Origin of the sequence: Nonomuraea africana (assembly GCF_014873535.1) — a bacterium.
GTDB lineage: Bacteria > Actinomycetota > Actinomycetes > Streptosporangiales > Streptosporangiaceae > Nonomuraea > Nonomuraea africana.
In genome coordinates this window covers 2,909,983-2,930,257 of record NZ_JADBEF010000001.1, presented here as the reverse complement: position 1 = coordinate 2,930,257, position 20,275 = coordinate 2,909,983, and the positions used below count along the sequence as shown (strand labels likewise).

Annotated in this window: 23 protein-coding genes; 13 read left to right on the top strand and 10 right to left on the bottom strand. The window is 67.5% G+C overall.

All coding sequences use genetic code 11. From position 1 onward, the window contains the following. Window positions 1-25 precede the first annotated feature (25 nt). Complete coding sequence (locus H4W81_RS13805; protein WP_192775172.1) at window positions 26-622, bottom strand: NAD(P)-dependent oxidoreductase; 597 nt, start codon at window positions 620-622, stop codon at window positions 26-28. Between the two features lie 85 nt (window positions 623-707). Here H4W81_RS13805 and H4W81_RS13800 point away from each other — a divergent pair, with 85 nt between their 5' ends. The 3 genes from H4W81_RS13800 to H4W81_RS13790 all read left to right on the top strand — a co-directional run bounded on the left by H4W81_RS13800 (window position 708) and on the right by H4W81_RS13790 (window position 2,190). Then, window positions 708-1,310: a PadR family transcriptional regulator gene (locus H4W81_RS13800; RefSeq protein WP_192775171.1), complete on the top strand. Its 603-nt coding sequence runs from the start codon at window positions 708-710 to the stop codon at window positions 1,308-1,310. 116 nt (window positions 1,311-1,426) lie between these two features. Then, window positions 1,427-1,807, top strand: a complete 381-nt coding sequence (locus H4W81_RS13795) for an SgcJ/EcaC family oxidoreductase (protein ID WP_192775170.1) — start codon at window positions 1,427-1,429, stop codon at window positions 1,805-1,807. Further along, complete coding sequence (locus H4W81_RS13790) at window positions 1,804-2,190, top strand: hypothetical protein (protein ID WP_192775169.1); 387 nt, start codon at window positions 1,804-1,806, stop codon at window positions 2,188-2,190. The genes H4W81_RS13795 and H4W81_RS13790 overlap by 4 nt, the downstream gene beginning before the upstream one ends. 107 nt (window positions 2,191-2,297) lie before the next feature. Here H4W81_RS13790 and H4W81_RS13785 read toward each other — a convergent pair whose 3' ends face one another. Continuing rightward, window positions 2,298-3,380 carry a hypothetical protein gene (locus tag H4W81_RS13785; protein WP_192775168.1) on the bottom strand — a complete coding sequence of 361 codons (1,083 nt, stop codon included), beginning with the start codon at window positions 3,378-3,380 and terminating at the stop codon, window positions 2,298-2,300. Window positions 3,381-4,498: 1,118 nt separating this feature from the next. On the opposite strand from H4W81_RS13785, the gene H4W81_RS13780 reads away from it, so the two are divergent. From H4W81_RS13780 to H4W81_RS47145, 3 genes are all read left to right on the top strand, one after another. Then, window positions 4,499-5,533: a class I SAM-dependent methyltransferase gene (locus H4W81_RS13780; RefSeq protein ID WP_318781726.1), complete on the top strand. Its 1,035-nt coding sequence runs from the start codon at window positions 4,499-4,501 to the stop codon at window positions 5,531-5,533. Between the two features lie 87 nt (window positions 5,534-5,620). Beyond that, window positions 5,621-5,797: a hypothetical protein gene (locus tag H4W81_RS13775; RefSeq protein WP_192775167.1), complete on the top strand. Its 177-nt coding sequence runs from the start codon at window positions 5,621-5,623 to the stop codon at window positions 5,795-5,797. Window positions 5,798-6,095: 298 nt separating this feature from the next. Next, window positions 6,096-6,764 (top strand): VanZ family protein, encoded by a 669-nt coding sequence (locus H4W81_RS47145; RefSeq protein ID WP_318781725.1) that lies wholly within the window; start codon window positions 6,096-6,098, stop codon window positions 6,762-6,764. 138 nt (window positions 6,765-6,902) lie between these two features. On the opposite strand, the gene H4W81_RS13765 is transcribed toward H4W81_RS47145, so the two are convergent. The 3 genes from H4W81_RS13765 to H4W81_RS13755 form a co-directional block, all read right to left on the bottom strand. Then, the gene (locus H4W81_RS13765; protein ID WP_225958613.1) at window positions 6,903-7,427 is read right to left on the bottom strand and encodes a recombinase family protein; all 525 of its coding nucleotides are present in this window, start codon (window positions 7,425-7,427) and stop codon (window positions 6,903-6,905) included. A gap of 209 nt (window positions 7,428-7,636) precedes the next feature. Continuing rightward, window positions 7,637-8,737 carry a sensor histidine kinase gene (locus H4W81_RS13760; protein WP_192775165.1) on the bottom strand — a complete coding sequence of 367 codons (1,101 nt, stop codon included), beginning with the start codon at window positions 8,735-8,737 and terminating at the stop codon, window positions 7,637-7,639. Then, entirely contained in the window at window positions 8,730-9,425 is a 696-nt protein-coding gene (locus H4W81_RS13755; RefSeq protein WP_192775164.1) for a response regulator transcription factor, read from the bottom strand. Before H4W81_RS13755 ends, H4W81_RS13760 begins: the two co-directional genes overlap by 8 nt. A gap of 87 nt (window positions 9,426-9,512) precedes the next feature. Here H4W81_RS13755 and H4W81_RS13750 point away from each other — a divergent pair, with 87 nt between their 5' ends. Next, on the top strand, window positions 9,513-10,274 hold the full coding sequence (locus H4W81_RS13750; RefSeq protein WP_192775163.1) for a M15 family metallopeptidase: 762 nt from the start codon (window positions 9,513-9,515) through the stop codon (window positions 10,272-10,274). 292 nt (window positions 10,275-10,566) lie between these two features. Here the strand turns inward: H4W81_RS13750 and H4W81_RS13745 are convergent, their stop codons facing one another. After that, window positions 10,567-11,775, bottom strand: a complete 1,209-nt coding sequence (locus H4W81_RS13745) for an MFS transporter (protein WP_192775162.1) — start codon at window positions 11,773-11,775, stop codon at window positions 10,567-10,569. A 113-nt stretch (window positions 11,776-11,888) separates the two neighbouring features. Next, window positions 11,889-12,503: a CGNR zinc finger domain-containing protein gene (locus H4W81_RS13740; RefSeq protein ID WP_318781723.1), complete on the bottom strand. Its 615-nt coding sequence runs from the start codon at window positions 12,501-12,503 to the stop codon at window positions 11,889-11,891. Window positions 12,504-12,534: 31 nt separating this feature from the next. Between H4W81_RS13740 and H4W81_RS13735 the strand changes: the two genes are divergently transcribed. From H4W81_RS13735 to H4W81_RS13725, 3 genes are all read left to right on the top strand, one after another. Continuing rightward, on the top strand, window positions 12,535-13,413 hold the full coding sequence (locus H4W81_RS13735) for an SCO6745 family protein (protein ID WP_192780788.1): 879 nt from the start codon (window positions 12,535-12,537) through the stop codon (window positions 13,411-13,413). Beyond that, window positions 13,410-13,934, top strand: coding sequence for a GNAT family N-acetyltransferase (locus H4W81_RS13730; RefSeq protein ID WP_318781722.1), 525 nt, complete (start codon window positions 13,410-13,412; stop codon window positions 13,932-13,934). The genes H4W81_RS13735 and H4W81_RS13730 overlap by 4 nt, the downstream gene beginning before the upstream one ends. A gap of 132 nt (window positions 13,935-14,066) precedes the next feature. Further along, window positions 14,067-14,276 carry a Rossmann-fold NAD(P)-binding domain-containing protein gene (locus H4W81_RS13725; protein WP_192775161.1) on the top strand — a complete coding sequence of 70 codons (210 nt, stop codon included), beginning with the start codon at window positions 14,067-14,069 and terminating at the stop codon, window positions 14,274-14,276. Between the two features lie 226 nt (window positions 14,277-14,502). Here H4W81_RS13725 and argG read toward each other — a convergent pair whose 3' ends face one another. Beyond that, complete coding sequence (argG, locus tag H4W81_RS13720; RefSeq protein ID WP_192775160.1) at window positions 14,503-15,951, bottom strand: argininosuccinate synthase; 1,449 nt, start codon at window positions 15,949-15,951, stop codon at window positions 14,503-14,505. A gap of 187 nt (window positions 15,952-16,138) precedes the next feature. Here argG and H4W81_RS13715 point away from each other — a divergent pair, with 187 nt between their 5' ends. Together H4W81_RS13715 and H4W81_RS13710 are read left to right on the top strand one after the other, a co-directional pair. Then, entirely contained in the window at window positions 16,139-16,831 is a 693-nt protein-coding gene (locus H4W81_RS13715) for a TetR/AcrR family transcriptional regulator (protein WP_192775159.1), read from the top strand. 27 nt (window positions 16,832-16,858) lie between these two features. Further along, window positions 16,859-17,110: a DUF2867 domain-containing protein gene (locus tag H4W81_RS13710; protein ID WP_225959651.1), complete on the top strand. Its 252-nt coding sequence runs from the start codon at window positions 16,859-16,861 to the stop codon at window positions 17,108-17,110. 48 nt (window positions 17,111-17,158) lie between these two features. On the opposite strand, the gene H4W81_RS13705 is transcribed toward H4W81_RS13710, so the two are convergent. Both H4W81_RS13705 and H4W81_RS13700 read right to left on the bottom strand, forming a co-directional pair. Then, complete coding sequence (locus H4W81_RS13705; protein ID WP_192775157.1) at window positions 17,159-17,827, bottom strand: hypothetical protein; 669 nt, start codon at window positions 17,825-17,827, stop codon at window positions 17,159-17,161. 176 nt (window positions 17,828-18,003) lie between these two features. Next, window positions 18,004-19,155 carry an ATP-binding protein gene (locus tag H4W81_RS13700; RefSeq protein WP_192775156.1) on the bottom strand — a complete coding sequence of 384 codons (1,152 nt, stop codon included), beginning with the start codon at window positions 19,153-19,155 and terminating at the stop codon, window positions 18,004-18,006. A 275-nt stretch (window positions 19,156-19,430) separates the two neighbouring features. Between H4W81_RS13700 and H4W81_RS13695 the strand changes: the two genes are divergently transcribed. Further along, window positions 19,431-20,252, top strand: coding sequence for an alpha/beta fold hydrolase (locus tag H4W81_RS13695; protein ID WP_192775155.1), 822 nt, complete (start codon window positions 19,431-19,433; stop codon window positions 20,250-20,252). The last annotated feature ends 23 nt before the right edge of the window (window positions 20,253-20,275 follow it).

Sequence of the window (20,275 nt, the reverse complement as noted above, 5' to 3'; positions counted from 1 at the left end):
CGCTGGATGGTGTCAGCGGGCGATGCTATGTGGGGCCGCTGATGCCCAGGGCCTTGCCGATCAAAGTGGGATCTTCGACCGTATCGAGGAGCGCCATCGCGTAGTCGGCGCGTGAGAGCTGCATCGCGCCGCCCGTGGCGTTGGCCTCGAAGTCGATGTGCACGCGCCCGGCGGGCTGCTTGTCATTGAGCATGGTGGCGCGCGCGATGCTCCAGTCGAGTCCGCTGACCTGCAGCATGCCCTCGGCTCGCGCGAGGTCCACGTAGGCTTCGCGGAAGAACAGCCACGCCAGAGTGACCGCAATGCGAGGGCGGGTGGCGGGTACCGAGCGGCTGCTCGTCATCACCACCCGCCGCACGCCGGTTTCGCGCATCGCGGCGATGAGATTGCTCGCTATCCGACTGCCGCCGACCGCGGCGATGACGGCGTCCTGTCCATGCACGGCCTTGCATACGGTCTCCAGGTCGTGCGCGTCGCCTTGGTGCACGCCAGCCAGACCGGTGCGCTCGGTGAGCAACTCCGGCCGGCGGGCGAAGGCGGTGATCTCGTGTCCGCGCTTGATGGCTTGCGCCAGCACGTGCTTGCCGGTCCGGCCTGTCGAGCCGATGACCAAGATCTTCATGTTGCTGCCTCCTTCTATATTGCAGTTTGCACTATAGCGCTCCTGATTAAGCTATAGTGCATATTGCAATATAGAAAGGGGAACCATGGCACGGCGTCCTGACCTGGTCGGCTTGACCGTGCTGGCCATGCTTTCGGTACGTGCCGGCCACCCGTACGAGCTGCACCGCTTCATCGTCGACACACACAAGGACTACGTGACGGGGCTGCCCAGAAGCCTCTACCACGCGATCGAAAGGCTCGCGGGCGAGGAACTCATCGTGCCCGTCGAGACCAGCAGGCAAGGTCGCCGACCGGAACGTACGGTCTATGAGATCACCGACGAGGGCCGCCGCGAGCTGGCGACCAGGCTCCGGATGCTCCTGGAGAACCCTGGCTCAGAGCGCCGCACCTTCACCGCGGCCGTTTCGCTCATCGGGGTCCTCCCGGTGCCCGAGGCGTTGCAAGCCCTGCTTGCCAGGGCGGCGGCGATCGAAGGGAACCTGACCGGGCTGAACGGTCACCTGAAGGCCCTGAAGGACGGCGGCCTGCCCGACGTCCTGATGATCGAGCTCGACTACGAGCGGGCGCTGAGCGAGAGCGAACTGGCCTGGGTCAAGCAGCTCATCGCCCGCCTGGAGTCGGGGGAACTCGACTGGTCGGGCACCGTCAATCGAGACCTGCTGGAACGAGTGCTCGACGAGTCATGAAGTAAGCGGCTGTCAGGGTGCGCCAACACCCTGACAGCCGGACATCCGAACAAGGCGCCTGCCCTGCCTGGAGTCGCACCTTCAGGATAGGCGCCGCGACCACAAGGAGTTGCGCCATGTCCGAGAACCCGCAAATCACCGGCCTGCTCACCCGCCTCGCCGAGGCGTGGAACGCAGGTGACGCCACCGCCTACGCCGCGCTCTTCACCGAAGACGCCGACTACATCTCCTTCGACGGCGCGCACAGCCAGGGGCGAGAGGCCATCGAGTCGTCGCACCGCTGGCTCTTCGAGGGACCGCTCAAGGGCTCCACCATGTCCACGACGGACGGCGGCGTCAAGGTCAAGCCGCTGGCCGACGGCGCGGTTCTGGTGATCTCCGGAGGCGGCACCGCCGTGGCCGGTCGGCAACGCGATTCGATCGTCTCCTTCACCGCCGTCCGCACACCCCAGGGATGGCGCTTCGCCTCCTTCCAGAACACCAGGGTGGCGTCATGACGAACAAGAAGCTGATCATCGAGGCGGCCGGGGGCATCGAGGCGCCGGTCGCCCACGTCTGGAACGCTCTTGCCGACGAGTTGCTGCCCGGCGGCAGGCGCACCGGCCGCTTCACCGTCGAAGACTTCCCAGGCCACACCTCCACCGTGGAGGTGGCCGGTCACACCATCTCCTTCCAGGGCGGCTGGTGGTATCGGGGCGAGTGGAGCGTCGAACCGCATCCCAAGGGCGCGCTGCTCGTCCATCGTGTCTTCAATGTGGCGCAGTGGGCGCGCTGGGGAGTGCCGAGCGCCGCGTGTGCCCTGTGTGTGATCGACTGGCTAGACACCAACGATCATGAGGGGCCGCGTTTGTTATCTATGCACCGGGGTGCCCTCAGCTAACCAGCGCCCAGGGTGATCGTCCCGCCATGCGAGAACGCTTGGGCCCCGGTCTTGGGTTACGCAAATTCTCAGGTGAATGTCCCACCATTGAATCGCGTCCGCTCCCACTAGTTCCAAGGGCAGTAGGTGGACGAACCCCCGCCGTCAGCTGGTTGCCCTGAGGACTTACAGATCGTGTTTCCAGCGCCCGGCGTGTACGACACCAGTTGCTGGGTGTACCCCCATCGAACCTCTGCGCCCTGGGGAACGACGACGGACTGCCCGTATTCGGCAGCTCCAGTGTCGAATTGGGCGTCGCCGTCCGGTTCATACGACATGGCGTATCGGCCTGGGTCGGGATGTGTAACGTTAACGTAGGTGCAGGTGCCAGGAATGGCAACGCTGAACACCGCGATGGGTCCGGCCGATACTCCGAGGTTGTATCCCGCACCGCAGTTTTCATAGCTTCCGCCGGGAACGTTCTCGTCGTTCCAGAGGAAGACATCCGAATAGCCCGAGCCTGGATAGCTGGACATATACATCGATTGAATCTGGGACGTCCAAGGGTCTATCGGCTCTACGTAGCCGCGCCGCTTGGTTGCGTAGTAGTTGTAGTTGCCGTTGCCATCGTTCTTAACCACCCATCGCTCCCAGGTGGCGTTCATGAGGGTCTTGTCGACGACCTCCAGTCGAAAATTCCCGGAGGCGGTCCTAAGAGGGTAGGGCTCCGCTGCTACAGAAGCGTCCCCTTCCGCAAGGAGCTCCTGCTCGTTGGCAGGTACGTACGGGGAGTCCTCAACGTATGCCTCGTAACCATCCTTGTAGGCCTTGATGTTGATCTTCTTGATCTCGACATCGTGAGGAGTGTACATCCGGAGGTCCGGACCCAGTTCGAGCAGGTCAACCTCTGAAGGCATGTAGGTTTTCCCCGTTGCAGCTGCGGTTTCACGAATGAACTTGCTGCGCTTCGACTGGCGGCTGTCTACTTCGGCTTGAGAGAGGCCATGAGTGCGCGCCTTGCGGTCTTTCTCTCGCGAGGCCCGAACCATCGTCCTGATCTGGTTACTGTCGAAGTTAAGCTCCCCGAGGAGCGGCCCCTTGTCCTGTGTGCCAGCCAGCGCTGGCGCAGCTGCAGCAGTCGCCCCAACGCCCGCCCCGACTGTGGCTACACCGAGTAAGAGAGCCGCTAATAATGGTCGAGTCTTGCGCATGCAACAATCCCTTCGTTGAGGTTCTTACCACGGAATTATGGCAAGCTCTTTGATGGAATGACGACACAGGTCGAAGAGGCGTGATGAACGTCCGTTGCTACTTCAGCCACGTCACTTCAGACACCTCTGTCGTAAAGTCTGCGGCACGCCAGGAAGTTGCATCTTGCGGTCCCGCGGCGTACAGATTGACAACTACATGGGCGTCCTTCAGCTCCCTCGTAAAGCTGGCGTCGCTATTGGGCTGGCCGCACTGGTCCGGTTTTTCCGGCTCCTCTATGCACACATCAACCAGGGAGTTCCCGCCCGCTGTGGCATCAGATTGAAAGTGAATTTGGCGGATAGTGACGCGACCACCTTTTCGCAAATCCTTTACGACGGCCTCAGCTGAAATAATCCTATATCCGGGAGGCAGTGTTCGCGGTAGCGCGAACGGGACGCCTGGATTCCTTTGAAGCTCCTCGAGTAAACCGATCTTGCTTAGATGATCATCGGGGCTTTCGCCGCTACACCCTGAAACCAAAAGGGCCGCGACCAAACATGAAGAACCGATTGACCCGCCGAATGCAATTCCAATTCCACGAAAACGTACCCGCGCATGCTTCTTCCCCTTGCCCTTCATAGCTTCCCTATTTCGCTGCGTATATGAAGTCTAAGGCCCCCGCCGGGATTCTTTCGCTTCACCCCCGACCTTCGTAACCCTTGACCCCGGCCTGGATGATCTAGACCAGATGAGAAGAAGGTAATCCACTGTCAAGCTCTATGCAAGACCCGTTCAGCAAAAGCGCGTAAAGAACCATGTGGAAGGCGGTGTTCATGGCATCCCTTTTCGCATATGCACTGCCAAAAGTCGAGGATTGCAAACGGATTGCAGGTTTCTCAATTGAGTTAGGGTTCATTCAAGAGCATGGTTTGGGGCCTTCCGGAACACGCCAGGGAACTCCGAACCAGCATCGCGTTCAACGTCGGCTACAAGGAACAGGACGACCTGCGATGAGCATCATCGCTTCGAGCGAGCGTCACTCCGTGCAGCGATACTGGGAAACCAGCGTGGCCTTCACCGCCATAGACGTGTCCCCTCTTCGCCTCTTCCCGAACACGAGCCCCATCGAGCCCGACAGGTGGCGGAGTCGTTCGGTTCGGACGTCGACCGCTACGACCGGAGCCGGCCCCGCTATCCCGACGCCCTGGTGGAGCGGATCGTCGCCGGCAGCCCAGGGCCCGACGTCGTCGCCGTCGGCTGCGGGACCGGCATCGAGGCCCGGCAGTTCCAGACGGCCGGCTGCAGGGTGCTCGGGGTCGAGCCGGACGCGCGGATGGCCGACTTCGCGCGGCGCAGCGGGGTCGCGGTCGAGGTGGCGACGTTCGAGGCCTGGGACCCCGACGGGCGGACCTTCGACGCGGTCGTCGCCGGACAGGCCTGGCACTGGGTGGACCCGGTCGCGGGCGCGGCCAAGGCGGCGCAGGTGCTGCGTCCCGGCGGACGCCTGGCCGTGTTCTGGAACGCGTTCCAGACCCCGCCCGACGTGGGTGAAGCCTTCGCCGCGGTCTACCGCAGGGTCATGCCCGACTCGCCGATCCATCAGCGCGCGATGCCCGGGCCGGACGGGTACGCGGTGCTGTGCGCCACGGCGGCCGACGGCGTACGGCAGGCGGGCGCCTTCGGCGCACCGGAGCAGTGGCGGTTCGACTGGGAGCAGCCCTACACCCGCGACGAGTGGCTGGACCAGCTGCCCACCTTCGGCCTCCACACCCGGCTCCCGCCGGACAGGCTGCAGGAGGTGCTCGCGGGCATCGGCGCCGCCATCGACGCGGTGGGAGGCGGCTTCACGATGCGCTACACCACGCTGGCGGTCACCGCGGCCCGAACCGCCACCCCTGACCCGGCTCCACGGACGGCCACCGCCGACATCGACGAGGCGAGGAGACGGTGTTCTGCACGCGGGATGGAAAGCCCGGACGTCAGTGCGCCATGGTGCTCACCGAGCCCGGACGGCGCGATCGGCGTCGTCCACCGTCAGTCGGCGTTGAGCGCGGCGGCCCGCCGCGACCCCCGACGCCGCGGACTGCATGACGCCGGCGGTCACGTCGAGCACGTTGCCGGCGACCCACACGCCGGGCACGCCGGTGAAGCCGCTCGCGTCCGTGCTTCTTGAGCGCCTCGACGTGGGCGGCGGTCGCCGCGTCGTACTCGCCGCAGAAGCCGGTAGACACGGCTCCCGGGCTGATCAGCACATAGCTGGTTGCGCCTCGCGCAGCTCGTCGTCGCCCGGCCCGACGGCACCCCGCTCGGAATCCTCGCCCTGGACACCCAGGACGCGGAGATCCTGGCCAAGCGCGTCCACGAGCTCTCCGCCGACCGCTACGGCGCGATCTTCGCCGAAGATCTGAAGCAGATGATCAACAAGTACCGGCAGTGAGCGCCGGTGCGAGAACCTGCGAACGGATGTGCGGGCGTGACGGCGAGCTCGTCCTGGATGCTCGGCAGTGCGATGTTCACGGACGAGTCGTCCAGCACCTGCGGTAGCTGGGCTGTCGCGATCACCAGCGGCGGGACCGTCTCACTGCTAGCTTGCGCCGCTTCCTTGATGCCGGGGATTCCGTGTATCGCGGGCGTATCGAAAAACGCATACGCCCGCGATACAGTCTTCCCTCTTCACTGGAGGCATGGACCACAGCGCATCACTCTCAGCCCCAGCCCGTCGTACGCGCAGGATCGTGATCGGCAGTCTGGCGATCCTCGGTGCAGCGATCGCTGCGTTCGGCCCGGTCGACGCGGTGCTGAAGATCCTGTCCATGCCGATGCGCAGGCCGGGGTGGCACATCTGGGTCGGTACGTTCAATGGCGTGGCACTCATCACGGTGGCCGCACTGCCGTTGGCCGCGCTGGCGGTGTGGGCTCTGGCACGCCGTCGGCGTGCCATCGGCGTCACGTCGGCGTGGCGGATGTCGCTGGCCGAGGTCGGCATCGTCTACGGGACGGTGCCGTGGGTATGGATCATCATGCTGCCGGGCGAAGGGGCCGGCGTCGTCCCCGGTCGGGTGAGCCTGGTACCGCTGCGGGACCTGCACACGATCCTCGCCGACGGGGCGACGTTCCAGATCGTCGGCAACCTGCTGGTGTTCGCGGCACTGGGGTTCCTCGCCCCGCTGCGGTTCGCGGCGCTGGCGTCGGTACCGCGGATCCTGGCGCTCGCGGCGGGCTGCTCGGTCCTCGTCGAGACCGCGCAGTACGTCCTGCAGCTGGACCGGGTGTCCTCCGTGGACGACGTACTGCTCAACACCGCCGGCGCCGGGCTGGCCGCGCTGGCATCGCGCCGCTGGTGGCGCGCTACGGCCACAGCGTCGTCAGACCGACCTCGATCGGCCCCGGTACCGGGACGCTGAGCCGCCCGCGGTACGCCGGTCAGCGGCCCTGGGCGGTGGCCGAGACGCACAGGCGGACGGCCGCTGCGGCGGCCGGCCTCGGTACACCGCTACCTCGGCCTCGGGGATCAATCGAACCGTGGTTGGCGCCGAGATTGATCATGGTCCGGTGGTGGCCGCAAGGGCGTTGATGCGGTTCGCGTATTCGCGGCGGGCTTTGCGCTGTGCCGGGATCGCCGAGGTGGCGTCGAGCGGCTCGGCGGCCCGCAGCCCGTCGTAGGTCAGCTCCCGCTGCAGGTCACGCTGGAGTTCCCCGGCGGCCGCGAGGGTCTGCACCATGAACTTCACGGTGGACAGCAGCTCTCCGGTGCGCGGGTGGCGTGCGGTGAGGTCCATCGCGGAGAACGCGCCGTCGTGGATGCGCAGGGCAAGGCGGCCCTGGTGCAGGACGTCCGGCACGTCAAGGATGTGCTGCGTGCCTCGCACAAGGCGGAACATCTCGGAGATGTGCACGGTGTCGCCCGGCCGCGCGTACGTGAGCAGCTCGCCGAACTTCGGGCGCTGGAGCGGGTGGAGGCGGCTGGAAGTGCCGGCCTCCTCGAACGTCACCGGGTCCTTGATCCCGGCCTCGTTAAGAACGAGGTGCTGACGGTCGGTCGACTGTTTGATGACAGGGCAAGACAAACGAAGAAGAGTCGAAAATACTCCGAGACGGCGTCGGAGTCGAAGCCGAATGGGTCGTGCATGTGTCCGGAGAAGGGCGCCGGAAACGTCCGAATGAATTCGATATTCTCGAAATAATGACGATGGCTTCTGTGGGGATTTCAGACCTCTGCCCCCAGTGCTCTTGTCGCAGATTTACTGTAGTGGCCGCGCATCAATTCCCTGATTCTTCACCTGTCGGCGTGCGGGGACATCGCGGGTAGTTCCACAGTGATGCGGATCCCGCCGGCAGAGCGCGGGGTGAGGGTGAGCGTTCCGTCGTGTGCCTGGGTGATGGTTTTGACGATTGCCAGCCCGAGGCCGACGCCTGCGTGGTCGGCGTGTATGCGCTCGGCGCGCTGGAATGGCTCGGTGAGTGTCGAGACCAGCTGCGGGGTGAGCTTCTCGCCAGTGTTCTCGACAGTGAGCACCACAGTCTTGGGGCTGACACTGGTATTCACCCACACGATGCCCTGTTCAGGCAGGTTGTGGACGATCGCGTTCTGCACGAGGTTCATGGTCAGCTGCAGCAGGAGCGCTTGCGATCCGATCGTGGGGGTGATGTCGCCGGAGGTATCGATGGTGACACCGCGCTTCTCGGCGAGGGGGAGGAGTGTTTCGGTGGCTTCTTCCGCTAGGAGAGACAGGTCGACAGGTTCTCGGGTGAAGGACCGCTGGTCGGCGCGGCTGAGCAGGAGCAATGCTTCAGTGAGGTCGATCGCTCGGGTGTTGACGGCGTGGAGGCGGTCGATGACTTCGCCGGCGTCGTGTGTCGGATCGGTGCGGGCCACGTCGAGAAGTGCCTTCGAGACCGCCAGCGGGGTGCGCAACTCGTGAGAGGCGTTGGCTGCGAATCTCTGCTGTTCGGCGAGGTGTGCTTCGATCCGTGCGAGCATCGTGTCGAAGGCGTCGGCGAGTTCGCGGAACTCATCTTTGCGGCCCGGTAGCCGGATCCGGTGGGAGAGCGATCCGTTCGAGGCCAGGCGGGTGGCGTCGGTGATGCGGGTCAGCGGGGCGAGCATCCGGCCGGCGAGGATCCACCCTCCCACGAGACCGAACACCAGCAGGAATGCCAACACTGCGGCTGCCCTCGGAGCGAAAACGCGCAGGAGGTTGAACCGGATGGGAAAAACACCATTAGTGGTGGTGCCAGTGATGAGCGCACGCTCGGGGACGTAACGCAGGAGGAACACCCACACCGCCGCGAACAGCAGGACGCCGGCAAGCATGAGGAATCCGGCGTAGCTGAGGGTGAGTTTGAGGCGAACGCTCAACCCAGGTTCTCTATCCACGCTCGCCTCCTTCGTGTCCGGCCTCTGGTTGCGTGTCGATGCGGTAGCCGACGCCGGGAACGGTGGCGATGATCCAGGGTTCGCCGAGACGCTTGCGCAGCGCCGAGACCGTGATGCGCACGGCGTTGGTGAACGGGTTGGCGTTCTCATCCCACGCCCGCTCCAGGAGTTCTTCGGCGCTGACGACACCGCCTTCGGCAGCGACGAGGACTTCGAGCACGGCGAACTGCTTCCTGGTCAGCGCGACATAGCGGCCGTCGCGGTAGACCTCTCTGCGGAACGGATCCAGACGCAGGCCTGCGATCTCTCGCACGGGTGGTCTGTTGTGGGAGCGTCTGCGGTCGAGTGCTCTGAGACGGAGCGCGAGTTCTTGGAGTTCGAAGGGCTTCGTGAGGTAGTCGTCGGCGCCGAGTTCGAACCCGGTGGCCTTGTCGTCGAGCCGGTCGGCGGCGGTGAGCATGAGGATGGGCATGCCGCTGGCGGAGGCGACGATGCGTTTGGCGATCTCGTCACCGGAGGGCCCGGGAATGTCGCGGTCGAGGACGGCGATGTCGTAGGCGTTGATGCTCAGCAGTTCCAGAGCGGTGTCGCCGTCACCTGCGATGTCGGCCGCGATCGCTTCCAGGCGTAGGCCATCGCGGATGGCTTCTGCCAGATAGGGTTCGTCCTCGACGATCAACACACGCATGCTCCGAATGCTACGAGCCGGCGCATATCGTCGGCATATCGAAAACCACCTACGTGCTGGCAACACCGCGCTGCCTTGACTGGCGGTATGACTCGAACCCCACCATCAGCCCGAAAAACGACCCGCCGGATTCGCGGGCTCCTTGTCGTCGGCCTGATAGTCGTCATAGCAGCGATCACCGCAGCCCTCGGCTACCAGGTGCCGAAGTCCTCGTCCTCCCCGACCGCATCACCACCCATCGACACTCCTCACGGCGACCACAAGCGTGCAGACCGCAAGGGTGCACTTGGCGCGGCTGACGGCGCCGTCCCTGACGGCGTGACAGTGTTTGATGACGGGTATGCCGGCGTAGCCAACCTCGACCCCGATCTGCTCCAGGCCCTGCGCGAAGCGGCGACGGATGCCGCGGATGACGGAGTCGAGTTCTACGTCAACAGCGGCTGGCGTTCCCCGGAGCGCCAGAATCAGCTTCTTCGTGAGGCGGTCTCGAAGTACGGCTCGGAAGAGGAAGCTGCCCGATGGGTGGCCACAGCGGACACGTCTCCTCACGTGTCGGGGGACGCGATCGACATCGGGCGGTCCAATGCCACGGCGTGGCTGTCCGAGCACGGCGCCGAGTACGGACTGTGCCAGATCTACAGGAACGAGCCCTGGCACTACGAACTGCGCACCAATGCGATCGATCGTGGTTGCCCGCGTATGTATGCCGACCCCACCCAGGACCCGAGGATGCAGCAGCGACCGGCAGTGCCCAACTACCTGGGGGTTACTTGGCACTTCCTCGGCTGCTCGGTAACGGCACACGCAGAGGAATGCCAGTTCTCCAAGATCATCCTGTTGCCCCTTTGACGCGTATCCCGGTCACACCCGAAGAGCAAGGGCGAGCACCCCTCGGTCGCCATCGTCTACCGCATCCTCGCCGAGGACGACGCGGCTGGCGGCACCGAGTGAGCCCGGACGCCCGCCAGGGATTCAAGATCATCTCATGATCCTTTTTGGCTTACCTCGGCGATACCCCCGATGGAGGTGCGCTCCGAAATGGGGACCAGGCAGATCGCCGACGCCGAGCTGCGGGACGTGGCGCAGGCCGCCGTCCGCACCTTCCTCCACGCCTTCGGCGCGCAGTGACCCGCCAGCACATTCACAAAACCGTGACCAATTGCCGGACCCTGAACAGCGGTACGGCGGCGGCGGTCAGCCCGGTGGCGGCCAGCACCACGATCGGCCACCTGGTCCCGGCGTCGAGCGGCTCCATCAGGTAGGCCGTCAGCGCCTCCAGCACTGAGCCGGCCACGCTCGCCATTCCCAGGAGCAGTACCAGGGTCGCGCCCGTACGGCCCTGCAACCGGCCGGGTGTGATCATCTGGCGATGGCTCAGCAACGTCACCCCCGTCACCGTCGCGCCCAGCCAGGGCACCGCCTTGCCCAGGACGTACCAGAGCGGGCCCGCCTCGGCCGGCACGAGGAGGAGCGCGAACGGCTGCGTCACCAGGATGGCCAGCCAGGACAGCCTGAACACACCGACCCTGCGGTACAGCAGCAGGGCGAGCAGTGCCCCGGCAGGGGTCGCCAGCGAGATCACCCACTCCAGGAGTGCGATGTCCGCGGCAGTGGCGGTGCCCTCCGCGATGCCCGGCGGCACCACGAGGTCGTCGAGCAGCGGGTGCAGCACCGTCACCGCCACCAGATACGTGGCGATGGCCCGGAGCACCGGATGGGTGAGGGTGAAGCGCACTCCCTCGGCCGACTCCCGCCACCACCCCGTCCTCGGCGGCACGGGCTCCTCCGGCACCTCGACCGCCCGAAAGAGCAGGACCGAGGCGGCGAACCCCAGCGCCGCCACAGCCAGGGCGATCGGCAGCGTCCCGGGGTCGAACAGGGGCGCGATGGCGAAGAAGCCGAGATACGCCACGAGCGCGACGGCTGCGTTCACCGGAACCAGCCGATCACGTCCGACGGCGGTGGGCGCGTGGGCGTCCCTGGAGAGCTCCCCTGAGGTGTACAGCACCGCCAGGAGCAGTGCCGACGGCACCAGGTGCGGCATGGCGACCGCGCCGAGCCACGTGGCGAGCGCGAGGGAGGCGAGCACGGCGGCGCTCAGCGTGCCGGTCCAGGCCAGCGCCGCCCTGCGTGAGACGCGGTCGGCGAGCACGCCCAGGGGTAGCGCGAGCAGCACCGGCAAAAGGAGCGTGGCCATCTGCGAGCGGCCGATCGCGGCGAAGCTCGAGCCGTCCGTCAAAAGTCCTGCGAACACGATCGTGTGGGCGCCGGCGAGCAGGCCGACCTGCTGGCTCATGGCACCGGTGAGGAACGGCAGGAAGCGGCGCCGGGACGGGCCGGAGGGAATCATTGCCGCATCCTTCACACAGCACCTGATCTTGGCAAACCGGCCGACAGCCGTGGCTGGTTGTGCGGTGAGCCCACCGGTGTCGATCAGCGGCTGAGCCGTTCGTCAGTCGCGACTCAGTCCGTCTTCGCCGCCCGGCGCTGGCGGTAGGCGCTGGCCTTGGCGCGGTTCTGGCACGACAGGCCGCAGAACCTGCGGGAGGCGTTGCGCGTGGTGTCGAAGAAGGTCCGCGCGCAGCTCGTGGCCTCGCAGGACCGGAGTCTCGCGCCCTGTCCGACGCCGATGACCATGGCCAGCGCTGTGGCCGCGTCGGCGGTCCAGGCGTCGACCAGGCTCGCGTCGGCGCGATGGAAGGCCAGGACGGGTGGCCGGTCCGGCTGGCCGTGCAGGTTGGGCACGGCCGCATGCCGTACCAGCAGCTGATTGAGACCTTCGATCATGGATTCGGTGCGTGCGCCCGCGCCGAAGACGGGTCGCAGCTCGGCTGCGACGACCGCGAGCGCGTCGGCGTCGGCAGGCGTCAGTGACTCGCTCCGTGGCAGTCCGGCCGTGGCTAGCGCCTCCTGGATGGCCGTCCGGCGGTCCGGTCCCGTGGCCGGCGGCGCGACCTTCCGTCCGTGCGCCTGGTCGACGGCCAGCTCGTTCACCAGAAGGACGGCGCGCTGCACGTGCCGTTCGACATAACTGTCTATTTGTGGTTGACCAGTGATGCGCCAGGGATCTACAGTCACTGGCGTAGTCTATCTAGACAGTGAGGTAATGATGTCGGAATTCGCGGGCCTCTCTCGCCGGATGTGGCACCAGATCGAGCCGGTGCACGCCATGCTGTACTTCTCGCCCCAGGCGTTCGAGGAGGCGGCACTACTCGGTTACGACGTCGAGTCGCGGTGGCCGAGCTACTTCGCCTGGCGCTGGGCGCCACTGGGGGCCGCCGGTCCGCGGCTGGTCACCGCCACCGCCTACAGCTTCAGCCCGGCCATGGTCGCCGAGTACGTTCCGGCGATCTGGGCGACGGCCACTCCCGAGAAGGTCCTGGACGCCCGGCTGCGGGCGGTGGACCGTACCTACCGCGCCCTGCTCGGCGACCGGCTCGACAGTCCTGACGTCGCCGAGGCGGCGGAGCTGGCCAGGCGGGCGGCGGAGAGCGTGAGCGTGGCGCACCGGCCGCTGACCGCCGCCAACCTCGACCTGCCCTGGCCGGATGAGGCGCATCTCGTGCTCTGGCAGGCCTACACGGTGCTGCGCGAGCATCGCGGCGACGGGCACCTGGCGGCGCTGATGGCCGCCGATCTCAACGGCTGCGAGGCGCTGGTCTCCTTTGCCGCGATCGGCGCGGCTCCCGTGGCGAACTTCGCCGGACGCGGCTGGAGCGAGCAGGAGTGGGCGGCGGCGCAGGACCGGCTGGCCGCCCGCGGGCTGGTCGACGGCGACGGCCAGGCCACCGAGCAGGGACGGCGGCTGCGCGATCAGGTGGAGCGGATGACCGACGACCTCGCCGCCGGTCCGTGGCGGGCGCTGGGCGCCGAGCGCGCCGAACGGCTGGCCCAGCTGAACCTCCCGTTGCTGGGCGCCGCCTTCGAGTCCGGCCTCCTGCCGATGACCAGCACGCTGGGCATCGGGAAGGTGCAGGCGCCGGCGTGAGAATCGACCTGCTGACCGGCGAGCAGGCGCTCGTACGGCGGGCCGAGCTGGTGAGCGTCTACCGCGAGGCGTTCACCGGCCCGCCGTGGCAGGAGGGCGAGGACGCGGTCGTCGCCTTTCGTGACCGGCTCACCGCCGACGCCGACCGGCCGGGTTTCCGGGCGGTTCTGGCCGGCGAGGGCGAGAGACCCTGTGGCTTCGGTACGGCGTGGCCGACCGCCTCGCCGTTCCCCACCGGGCGCAGTTACGACAAGGTGCGCGCGGCCCTCGGCCCGGACCGGACGGCCGAGCTCCTCGTCGGCGCGCTGGAGGTGGACGAACTGGCGGTCGCCCCGCACGCGCGCGGGCAAGGCCTGGCCGGGCGGATTCTCGACCTGCTGTGCGGTCAGCGCCGCAGCTGGCTGCTGACCTCACCGAAGGCCCCGGACGCCGTCCGGCTCTACGAGCGGTCCGGCTGGCTGCGGGCCGGCGAGGACTCGGATGTGGTGGTGTTCGTGAGATGCTCGCGGCCCGCTCGGTGAAGCGCTCCAGCAGGGCGTGCGCAACTGGCACCACGGCAGCACCCGGCTGATGAGCCGGCTCGCCGACGAGGGCAGGCTCACCGCGACGTGGACGGTCGAGACCGGGGCCGACATGCTGTGGGGACTGATGTCATGAGACCTGCTCGAACGGCTGATCGTCGAGAAGGGGGCCACGGCGCGCGGGTGGAGGCGTGGGATCCCGCGGACGCCGAACGGTACTGGGGAGTGATGGTCCGGCCGTTCCTGCTCGACCAGGTCGCCACTGCCGCCAGGGCCCGCGGCGAGCTGGGCTGGCGGCCGCACCGCCCGTCGCTGCTCGACGAGCTCAAGCAGGGCGAGTGATGACCGTACCGGCCCTCACGCTGAACAACGGCGCCCCGCATGCCGCGCGTTCGACGCCAGCCTGACCCGGCTGGGGCTGGACCGCCTCAACCCTCTACCTGATCCCTTGCCACTTCACCGTCGAGGCGATCGAGCGGCTCTTCGACGAGACCGGGATCGTGCCGGGACTCGCTCGCCCTGACGTCCAGCTCCATGGCCAACCGTTGGCCATGGAGCTGTCGTGTGATCAGTCGGTGCCGAACTCCATCGCGGCGCGGTCGAGCATCTCGTCCTCGTCGGAGACCGTGCCGCGTGAGGCGATGGCCTCGGCGCCGCCCTGCGGCATCGCGCCGATCAGTCCGGTCGAGGCCGCCTGGGCGGCGCCGATGAGCGCGGGATGGGTGGTGCCGACCATGCCGAGGCGGGCGTACTGCTCGAGCTTGGCGCGCGAGTCGGCGATGTCGAGGTTGCGCATGGTGAGCTGGCCGATCCGGTCCACCGGGCCGAACGCCGAGTCCTCGGTGCGCTCCATCGACAGCTTGTCCGGGTGGTAGCTGAACGCCGGGCCGGTGGTGTCCAGGATCGAGTAGTCGTCACCGCGCCGCAGCCGCAGCGTCACCTCGCCGATGACCGCCGTGCCGACCCAGCGCTGCAGCGACTCGCGCAGCATCAGCGCCTGCGGGTCGAGCCAGCGACCCTCGTACATCAGCCGGCCGAGCCGCCGCCCCTCGTTGTGGTAGGTCGCCAGGGTGTCCTCGTTGTGGATCGCGTTGACCAGCCGTTCGTACGCCACGTGCAGCAGCGCCATCCCTGGCGCCTCGTAGATGCCGCGGCTCTTGGCCTCGATCACCCGGTTCTCGATCTGGTCGGACATGCCCAGGCCGTGCCGTCCGCCGATCGCGTTCGCCTCCATCACCAGCTCGACCGGGCTGGCGAACTCCTTGCCGTTGATCGTCACCGGGCGCCCCTGGTCGAAACCGATGGTCACGTCCTCGGTGGCGATCTCGACCTCCGGATCCCAGAACCGCACACCCATGATCGGGTCCACGGTCTCGATGCCGGTGTTGAGGTGCTCCAGGGTCTTGGCCTCGTGGGTGGCGCCCCAGATGTTGGCGTCGGTCGAGTAGGCCTTCTCGGTGCTGTCGCGGTACGGCAGGTCGTGGGCGAGCAGCCACTCCGACATCTCCTTGCGGCCGCCGAGCTCGGAGACGAAGTCCGCGTCGAGCCAGGGCTTGTAGATGCGCAGGTGGGGGTTGGCGAGCAGGCCGTACCGGTAGAACCGTTCGATGTCGTTGCCCTTGAACGTCGAGCCGTCGCCCCAGATCTGCACGTCGTCCTCGAGCATCGCCCGGACCAGCAGGGTTCCCGTGACGGCGCGACCGAGCGGCGTGGTGTTGAAGTAGGCCCGCCCACCCGAGCGGATGTGGAACGCGCCGCAGGTCAGCGCGGCCAAGCCCTCCTCGACCAGCGCCGCACGACAGTCGACGAGGCGCGCGATCTCGGCGCCGTACGCCAGGGCGCGGCCGGGCACCGAGGCGATGTCGGGCTCGTCGTACTGGCCGATGTCGGCGGTGTAGGTGCACGGGACGGCACCCTTGTCGCGCATCCACGCGACGGCGACCGAGGTGTCGAGGCCGCCCGAGAAGGCGATGCCGACGCGCTCGCCGGTGGGCAGGGAGGTGAGAACCTTGGACATGAGAGAAGAGTATGCATTGCAACGCATGTTCATGCAATGCCTGGGGGTACGCGTCGCCGACCTGGCCCCCCTTGGACGGTGCCGACGGGCCCGGGAGGCGGGTGCGATCATCGCCATTCGGGTCCTGCCTTGAATTGCGTAACATGCGTGCATGTATGTATGTTGAATTCGTAGGGGAGGGAGGACGATGGCAGAGACGACGAGATCGGACGGCGCCCGCCGTACCCAGGCTGACAGGCGGGCCAGGACCAGGAGCGCGCTGCTGGAGGCGGCGGCGCGGGGGCTGTCCACGTATGGCTACGCGAACCTGGTGCTGGAGCGCGTGGCCAGCGAGGCGGGCTACACGCGCGGCGCCCTGTACCACCTGTTCGCCAACAAGGAAGAGCTGGCGCTGGCGGTGGTGAAGTGGGTCGAGGAGACCTGGAACGCCGAGGTCGGCCGGCTGGTCGCCGATGAGGCAGACCCCGTCGAAGCGCTGCTGACGATCGCGCGGGGCCACGCCGTCTACTGCCGCCGCGACGTGGCCCGCGTGCTGATGGCGCTGAGGGTCGAGTTCGCCGGGCAGGACCATCCGGTTGGCCGGGCGATCGCGCAGATCAGCGGCGAGTTCCTCGCCGAGTGCGCCGACTGGATCGCTGCCGGACGCAGGAGTGGCGCGATCCCGCCCGGGCCACCGGCCGAGGCGATGGCCCGCGCCTATCTCGGCGCCCTCGAGGGGGTCACGATTCCGCTCGCCGGGCACGCCCCCTTCGACGTCGAGCTCGCCGAAAGGGCGGTGCGGGGCGTCCTCGGTCTGCCGCCCGCGCCCATCACGACCGAACCGCAGGCCGTACGGGCTTCCACCCCGCCGCCGCACACCGACACGGAGGTCCACGAATGAAGCTGCCGAACACCGCACACACCTCACCTGACGGACAACGAGTGGGCGGCGGAGATGGCCAACCGGACGGTGCACACGGTGATGCACATCGGCTGGGTCCCGGACGAGGCCGGTGGCCACCGTGGCCAGATGGCCGTGCTGGTGAAGCCGAACGGACTGCTCGGCAAGGCCTACATGGCCACGATCAAGCCGTTCCGTCGTTACATCGTGGACCCAGCGCTCGTTCGACACATCGGACGCCAATGGCGGATGCAGACCGACGAGCGTCGTGCGGGGTAGCCGGCTCGAGCTGCGGGCTGGATCGATACCTGAGCGGCTGACCCGGGATCACAGCCGGGCTTCCAGGCGTTCACGCAGGTCGCTGTAGTCATGATGGGGGAACAGGTCGGGAAACGAGTCCAACGACCGTTCCAGCTGACGCACGATGGCGTGGAACTCCCTGTGCCTGATGTCCGTGTCGGTGAAGAGGTACTGCCACCCCGGGATCCCCTTCGTGATCAGCAGGTTCTCCAGGTAGGACGGATAGTCGAGATCCAGCAACGCCAGCCGCCGGTGGTTCGTGTCGTAGAACCACAGCTCCCGGCATTCGGCCTCCAGGCGCAACCGCAGTGCCGTGAGGCGGCCCGAACCCGGGGCTTCCTCGAGCGTCTTCAGCTCCTCTCCCATCACCCGCTGTTCGACCGGTGACAGGCGCGCGTCCGCGTACGGGAGGTAACCGCCTGCCAGGCAGTTCCGCAGATCCTTGAGGTGGAACTCTCCGTAGACGGAGTGGTCATCCAGGTGCCAGGCGACCTGGATGTGATCAGTGCCGAGCAGATACCCCCGAACGTCTTCGACGGCGCCGTCCCCCATGGCGGAGCGAATCACGTCGGCGTCCTCGGCCGTGAGTTCCCTGGCGGCGCCCTGCCCGATGTGGCACGAGTCCATGACGAGGTCGGGGACGGACTGGAGTTCGGCGACGAGTTCCCGTACACGAGCCGGAAAATCCCTGATCATCTCTGCCTTCCTGACTGTTCGAGCCAATCGATCTTTTCGGAAAACACCGATCCGCCGTGGAACACTTCCTGTCACCGCTGACCTGGAACGGTGAGCGCCGCAAGACGGGCCGGGGCTGGTCAACGACCTCGCCGAGGAGCGGAGCAGGACCGCGGCAACCGGATGATCAGGTCACGTCAGCTGCGCGAGAGATCCGCCCACGTGCCGGGCAGAAGCGCCCGGACCTGCGCCGCCACCTCCTGCGCCGACCGGCCGTCGGTGTCGATGCGCAGGTCACCCGCCCCGGCGCGATCGAGCGCCGCCGCATCGCGCGCGGCCCGCTCGGCGGCGCGACGCAGGGCGGCGGAGTCCAGCCCTCTCAACTGGTCGCCCGGCAGCGCCGGCCCCTCACCCGCACCGCGCCGCGCGACCCGCTCGGCCAGCGTGGCAGGCCCTGCGTGCAGGCGGCACACCGTCATCGCCGTGCCTGGAAGCAGCTCGGCGTAACCGCGGACGGTGTCGTCGGAGTCGCCCTCCCCGGAGACGATCAGGCAGCGCGCCCCCTCCGCGCGATATCCGGCCCAGACGGCCGCGAGGTTGCGCGCCTGGAGACGATGAGAGCCAGTCCCGGGACGCAGCGCGCCGAGCTGCTTCACGTCGACGTAGGCGGCTCGCACGCCGGCCCTGAAGATCTGCGTGAAGACCTCGTAACCGACCGCCGACTTGCCGACGGCCGTGGCGCCGGAGAACCACAGCACCGGGGCCGGGGCGGCGTCAACGGGTGGATCCGGCGGGCGGGGAACGGAGCCGCTGGGCGTCGCGGCCGGGACCGCGCCCGGCCACCCACCGGCTCGCTCGCGGACGATCCTCGCCACCTCGGCCACGCCCAGCCCGTCGGTGTCCACGCGCAGCCCGGGCAGGTCGCCACGGTCGAGGTCCGCCGCCTCGGCGATGGCCCCCGCCACCAGGTCCGGCCGCCATCCCCGCTTGAGAAACCGCTCCTCGAGCTCAGCGGGGTCGACGCGGAGCCGGCACAGGGTCAGCGCGGCATCCGGGAGAAGTGCCGTGCACGCCCGCACCTCCTCGAAGGTGTTGACCCAGCTGGACAGGACCACGCACTGCGCCCCCTCCGCCCGGAGGTGGGGCCACATCGCGGCGAGACTCCGCGCTCGGATCCGCTGACCGCTGGCCTCGGGAACGGGATGGCACAGGCTGATCTGGTCGCCGTCGACGAACGCCGTCCTGACACCATCCCGGCTCAGCTGCGTGAACACCTCCCAGCCGACCGAGGACTTCCCGACACCCGACGGCCCACACAGCCAGAGCAGGGGCAGAGGAACGCTACTCATCCGCGCGACACTAACGGGCCGCGAGCGCGGTCGGCGAGCGCTTTTCCGCCCTCGTGGACGCGGCAGGCGGCCACGCACATCAGCACCGCCAACAGGGCGACCCTGTCCGGCGGGGCCGCGCGAGCGAGATGTAACGACGAGAGGTCAAGAAACCGTATGGGCTATTCGCGTAATTGGTTCGGTATATCCAGATATCGGCATTCCGTGGCTAGCGTCGGACGGGTGACAGCGCGCCGAGGTTCGTCGGCCGCTCCATCCGACCATGGGGTTCCGCAATGCCGTTCATCACCACGACCGATGGCTCCGAGATCTTCTACAAGGACTGGGGCATCGGCCAGCCGGTCGTCTTCAGCCACGGCTGGCCGCTCAACGCCGACGCCTGGGACGACCAGCTCCGCCTCGTCGCCTCCAGCGGCTTCCGCGGGATCGCCCACGACCGGCGCGGGCACGGGCGCTCCTCCCAGACGTGGCACGGCAACGACATGGACACCTACGCCGACGACCTCGCCCAGTTGATCGAGCAACTGGACCTGCGCGACGCGATCCTGGTCGGCCACTCCACCGGCGGCGGCGAGGTGGCCCGCTACATCGGCCGCCACGGCACCTCCCGGGTGTCCAAGGCGGTTCTGCTGGGCGCGGTCCCGCCGCTCATGCTCAAGACGGAGGCGAACCCCGACGGGCTCCCGATCAGCGTCTTCGACGACATCCGGGCCGGCGTGCTGGCGGACCGCTCCCAGTTCTACAAGGACCTCAGCTTCCCCTTCTACGGTGCCAACCGCGACGGCTCGACCGTGTCGCAAGGGGTCCGCGACGCCTTCTGGCTGATGAGCATGCAGTGCGGGCTCAAGGGCGCGCTGGACTGCATCAAGCAGTTCTCCGAAACAGACTTCACGCAGGACCTGGCGCGCTTCGACGTGCCGACGCTGGTGGCCCATGGTGACGACGACCAGATCGTGCCCATCGGCGCCTCGGCCAAAAAGACGGCCGAGCTCGTCAAGGACGCCTCCCTCAAGGTCTACCCGGGCGCCCCGCACGGCCTGGTCGGCTCGTACAACGAGGACTTCAACACCGACCTGCTGGCCTTCCTCAAGGCCTGACCCTCGACCACCCGGCATGGCGG

Excerpts from the sequence above, each read along its gene's own strand:
- H4W81_RS13805 (WP_192775172.1), bottom strand. The coding sequence starts at position 622 with ATGAAGATCTTGGTCATCGGCTCGACAGGCCGGACCGGCAAGCACGTG.
- H4W81_RS13800 (WP_192775171.1), top strand. The coding sequence starts at position 708 with ATGGCACGGCGTCCTGACCTGGTCGGCTTGACCGTGCTGGCCATGCTT.
- H4W81_RS13795 (WP_192775170.1), top strand. The coding sequence starts at position 1,427 with ATGTCCGAGAACCCGCAAATCACCGGCCTGCTCACCCGCCTCGCCGAG.
- H4W81_RS13790 (WP_192775169.1), top strand. The coding sequence starts at position 1,804 with ATGACGAACAAGAAGCTGATCATCGAGGCGGCCGGGGGCATCGAGGCG.
- H4W81_RS13785 (WP_192775168.1), bottom strand. The coding sequence starts at position 3,380 with ATGCGCAAGACTCGACCATTATTAGCGGCTCTCTTACTCGGTGTAGCC.
- H4W81_RS13755 (WP_192775164.1), bottom strand. The coding sequence starts at position 9,425 with ATGCGTGTGTTGATCGTCGAGGACGAACCCTATCTGGCAGAAGCCATC.
- H4W81_RS13750 (WP_192775163.1), top strand. The coding sequence starts at position 9,513 with ATGACTCGAACCCCACCATCAGCCCGAAAAACGACCCGCCGGATTCGC.
- H4W81_RS13745 (WP_192775162.1), bottom strand. The coding sequence starts at position 11,775 with ATGATTCCCTCCGGCCCGTCCCGGCGCCGCTTCCTGCCGTTCCTCACC.
- H4W81_RS13735 (WP_192780788.1), top strand. The coding sequence starts at position 12,535 with ATGTCGGAATTCGCGGGCCTCTCTCGCCGGATGTGGCACCAGATCGAG.
- H4W81_RS13725 (WP_192775161.1), top strand. The coding sequence starts at position 14,067 with ATGAGACCTGCTCGAACGGCTGATCGTCGAGAAGGGGGCCACGGCGCG.
- argG (WP_192775160.1), bottom strand. The coding sequence starts at position 15,951 with ATGTCCAAGGTTCTCACCTCCCTGCCCACCGGCGAGCGCGTCGGCATC.
- H4W81_RS13715 (WP_192775159.1), top strand. The coding sequence starts at position 16,139 with ATGGCAGAGACGACGAGATCGGACGGCGCCCGCCGTACCCAGGCTGAC.
- H4W81_RS13705 (WP_192775157.1), bottom strand. The coding sequence starts at position 17,827 with ATGATCAGGGATTTTCCGGCTCGTGTACGGGAACTCGTCGCCGAACTC.
- H4W81_RS13700 (WP_192775156.1), bottom strand. The coding sequence starts at position 19,155 with ATGAGTAGCGTTCCTCTGCCCCTGCTCTGGCTGTGTGGGCCGTCGGGT.
- H4W81_RS13695 (WP_192775155.1), top strand. The coding sequence starts at position 19,431 with ATGCCGTTCATCACCACGACCGATGGCTCCGAGATCTTCTACAAGGAC.